2 protein-coding genes and 2 pseudogenes are annotated in these 2,907 nt (G+C 65.4%); 2 read left to right on the top strand and 2 right to left on the bottom strand.

Annotation, left to right across the window (positions count from 1 at the left end):
• Together ACYVDE_RS19085 and ACYVDE_RS19080 are read right to left on the bottom strand one after the other, a co-directional pair.
• Positions 1 to 372, bottom strand: a pseudogene (locus tag ACYVDE_RS19085) (molybdopterin molybdenumtransferase MoeA); the annotation flags it as partial.
• A 156-nt stretch (positions 373 to 528) separates the two neighbouring features.
• Positions 529 to 1,596: an SDR family oxidoreductase gene (locus ACYVDE_RS19080; protein ID WP_460503131.1), complete on the bottom strand. Its 1,068-nt coding sequence runs from the start codon at positions 1,594 to 1,596 to the stop codon at positions 529 to 531.
• A 268-nt stretch (positions 1,597 to 1,864) separates the two neighbouring features.
• Here ACYVDE_RS19080 and moaC point away from each other — a divergent pair, with 268 nt between their 5' ends.
• Both moaC and ACYVDE_RS19070 read left to right on the top strand, forming a co-directional pair.
• Positions 1,865 to 2,356, top strand: coding sequence for a cyclic pyranopterin monophosphate synthase (gene moaC, locus ACYVDE_RS19075; RefSeq protein ID WP_460503130.1), 492 nt, complete (start codon positions 1,865 to 1,867; stop codon positions 2,354 to 2,356).
• Positions 2,357 to 2,364: 8 nt separating this feature from the next.
• Positions 2,365 to 2,907 (top strand): annotated as a pseudogene (locus ACYVDE_RS19070) (hypothetical protein); the annotation flags it as partial.

Raw genomic sequence — 2,907 nt, 5'->3', positions numbered from 1 at the left:
CGGCGGAATCTGGATGCGGGCGCGGTTGTTTTCAAGCAGCACGTCCTCGTAGCGCACCACTGCATCGGCCCCGGTGGGCAGCACCGAGCCGGTCATCACCTCCACGGCCTGCTGCGGGTTGGGCAGCGGGCGGGCGGGTTCGCCGGCAAATTGGGCGTGGGCAATGTCGAACTCGGTCTGGCCCCCGGCCCAGGCGGCGTAGCTCACCGCAATGCCATCCATCGCCACCCGATTGAAGGGCGGGAAGTCGCGGTCGGCCACCAGCGTTTCGGCCAAGATGCGGCCGGCAGCGTGGGGCAGGGCCACGGCTTCGGGCGGCAGCGGGTGGGCGGTGGCGAGCACGCGGGCAGTGGCTTCGGCGGGGGAGAGCATGGGGTTGAATGAAGAGTTAAATATGAACGTCATGCAGAGCGCGGCGAAGCATCTTTACCGCGCAACGCAATCCATTCGATTGATTTAGTGCTCCGGTTAAGATGCTTCGCCGCGCTCTGCATGACGTTTTATGAGTGACGTTGTGCCAGCGCAGCGCTACGGAATCAGCCGGTCTTCGCGCAGCTTGGCAAATAAATCAAAGAACGAGTCCTCCGTGCTCTGGAACACCGTGAAGCCGCGCTTGCGGCTATTGGCCATATCCGTCATCACTTCAATAGGCCGGCCCAGGTCCAAATCGGTGTGCCAGGGCGAGGCTAGCCGGCTCAAATCAGCTTCGGCCAAGTCGTTCTTTTCGGCGATTTCGCGCCACAGGCTTGCGTCGTCGGCCATCTCGGCCTCGAGCGGGTGAATGGTGCCATCGAAGCCCACGGCCTCCACGCTGAACCACTCGGCCAAGCGGCCCCACAGCTGGCTCCAGCGGAAAACGTCGCCGTTCACCACGTTATAGGCCTCGTTGCGGGCGGCCTCGGTGGTGGCGGCCCACACCAGCTGCTTGGCGATGACGCGGGCATCGGTCACGTCCGACAGTCCTTCCCACTGCGCCCGCGAGCCAGGCCAGCGAAACGGCCGCCCCGTAGCCTTGCAGATGCTGGCGTACACGGCCAGCGTGGTGCCCAGGTTCATAAGGTTGCCCACGGCCTTGCCGATGATGGTGTGGGGCCGGTGGATGCTCCAGGTGAAGCCGTCGCGGGCGGCGGCGGCGTACACTTCGTCTTCCTGGGCGTAGTAGAAGTTGTCGAGCGCCAGCCGGGGCTGCGATTCGCGCAGCGGCGTGGGCGGCGGCACGCCCCCGCTCACGTAGGCTTCAAACGGCCCCAGGTAGTGCTTCAGGCCCGTTACGAGGGCCACGTGCTGCACCGAATGTTTCGGGCCCAGCACGGCCAGCAGGTTGCGCACCATGGCGCTGTTCACGCGGATGTTCTCGGCCTCGGTGTCGTTGCGCATCCAGCTGGTAATGAACACGTGCGTGGGCTGGATATCGGCCAGCGCGGTTTCGAGGCTGGCAGGGTCCATCAGGTCGGCGGCTACGGGTTGCAGGCCGGCGATGCTGGTATCGGGGCGGCGGGCCAGGCCGTAGGTGGGCCAGCCGTGGGCTAGCAGCTCCTGGGCCAGGTTGCTGCCGATGATGCCGCTGGCACCCACCACTAATGCGGTATTGGTCATGATAAATTTCGGGATGAATGGGGCGGCCCGCGGGGGCCGGCGCGGCGGATTTCGCCGGAGCACCGGGGCCCGCTTGGGCCCGCGCTTCATTGAAAACGGCTGCCGCGCCCAATAGTTTGCGCCGAAACAATAGGAGTAGCGCGGGCTTTGTAGTCCGCGTCCACGCGCCTCCTAGCGGTCATTCAGATATTTGCCGGAGCCGCAGCCTGCAAGGTCCGCGCTACAATCCGCCCAACGATTCGGCGCAATTACGCGTCTCTACAGCCCTATGCTCACCAAAAACTTCACCCACGTCAACGCCGCCAACCAGCCCACGATGGTCGATGTCGGCCAGAAAACGCCCACCCGCCGCGTGGCCCGCGCCCATTGCCGCGTGGTGCTGGGCGAAGAATTGCTGAGCCGCGTGCAGGCCGGCGAAATGCCCTCGCACAAAGGCCCGGTTATCCACACGGCCATCCTGGCGGGCATCATGGGGGCCAAAAAAACGGCCGACCTCATCCCGCTCTGCCACCCGCTCGGCCTCGATGATTGCAGCATCACCATCGAGCCCGATGGGGCCGACGCCCTGCGGGTGGTGTGCACCGCCGTAGTCACGGGCCGCACCGGCGTAGAGATGGAGGCCCTGACCGGGGCCAGCGTGGCCGCCCTCACCATCTACGACATGTGCAAGGCTTTCTCGCACGATATCAGCATCGAAGGCATGCAGCTCATCGAAAAAACCGGCGGCAAAAAGGACTTCCGTCGCGCCGAAAATCTGTAAATTCCGACATGGAAAGTCAACCAAGCCCAACCGTAAAACGAACGAAACACGCTGCCCTCGCCCGCCCCGACGTGGGCGAGTTCGGCCGCCACGAGCTGGCGATTCTCGGCGCGCCCTGCGGCGACATTCAGACGCTGGTGGCCCGCCTGCTGCCGTACCTCGCTCCGCAGCTGCGCGTGGCCTACGTGGATGCCGACCACGCCGCCGGCGACTCCGCCGCCGCTGAAGAAGCAACCGCGGCTGCTGCCAAACCGGTGCCCTACGTAGCCGAAAACGGCCTCTCGGCTGAGCTGGTTGATAAAATCACCTACCGTCAGCTCAACCTCACCCGGGTGCTCGACCGCTTCACGCAGCCCGAGCTGCTGGCCCACGAAAGTGTGGTGCTGGTGAACGGCAACCATTTCCGCGCCCGCCAGCAGGTCGTCATCGTCGACCCGCGCAAGCCGCTGGATAAGAAGCTCGACCGCCTCACCGACGTGCGCCTGATTCTGCTGGCCGAGGGCCAGGCCGAGCTGGCCGCCGTGCTGCGCGAGCGCCTGAGTGCCGCCCCG

This window comes from Hymenobacter agri, from assembly GCF_054778495.1.
Note: the sequence above shows the minus strand (reverse complement) of the source record. Positions and strands in the feature narration are given on the sequence as shown.

What these genes read in the sequence shown, in the direction of transcription:
- ACYVDE_RS19080 (WP_460503131.1), bottom strand. Translation starts at nt 1,596, where the DNA reads ATGACCAATACCGCATTAGTGGTGGGTGCCAGCGGCATCATCGGCAGC.
- moaC (WP_460503130.1), top strand. Translation starts at nt 1,865, where the DNA reads ATGCTCACCAAAAACTTCACCCACGTCAACGCCGCCAACCAGCCCACG.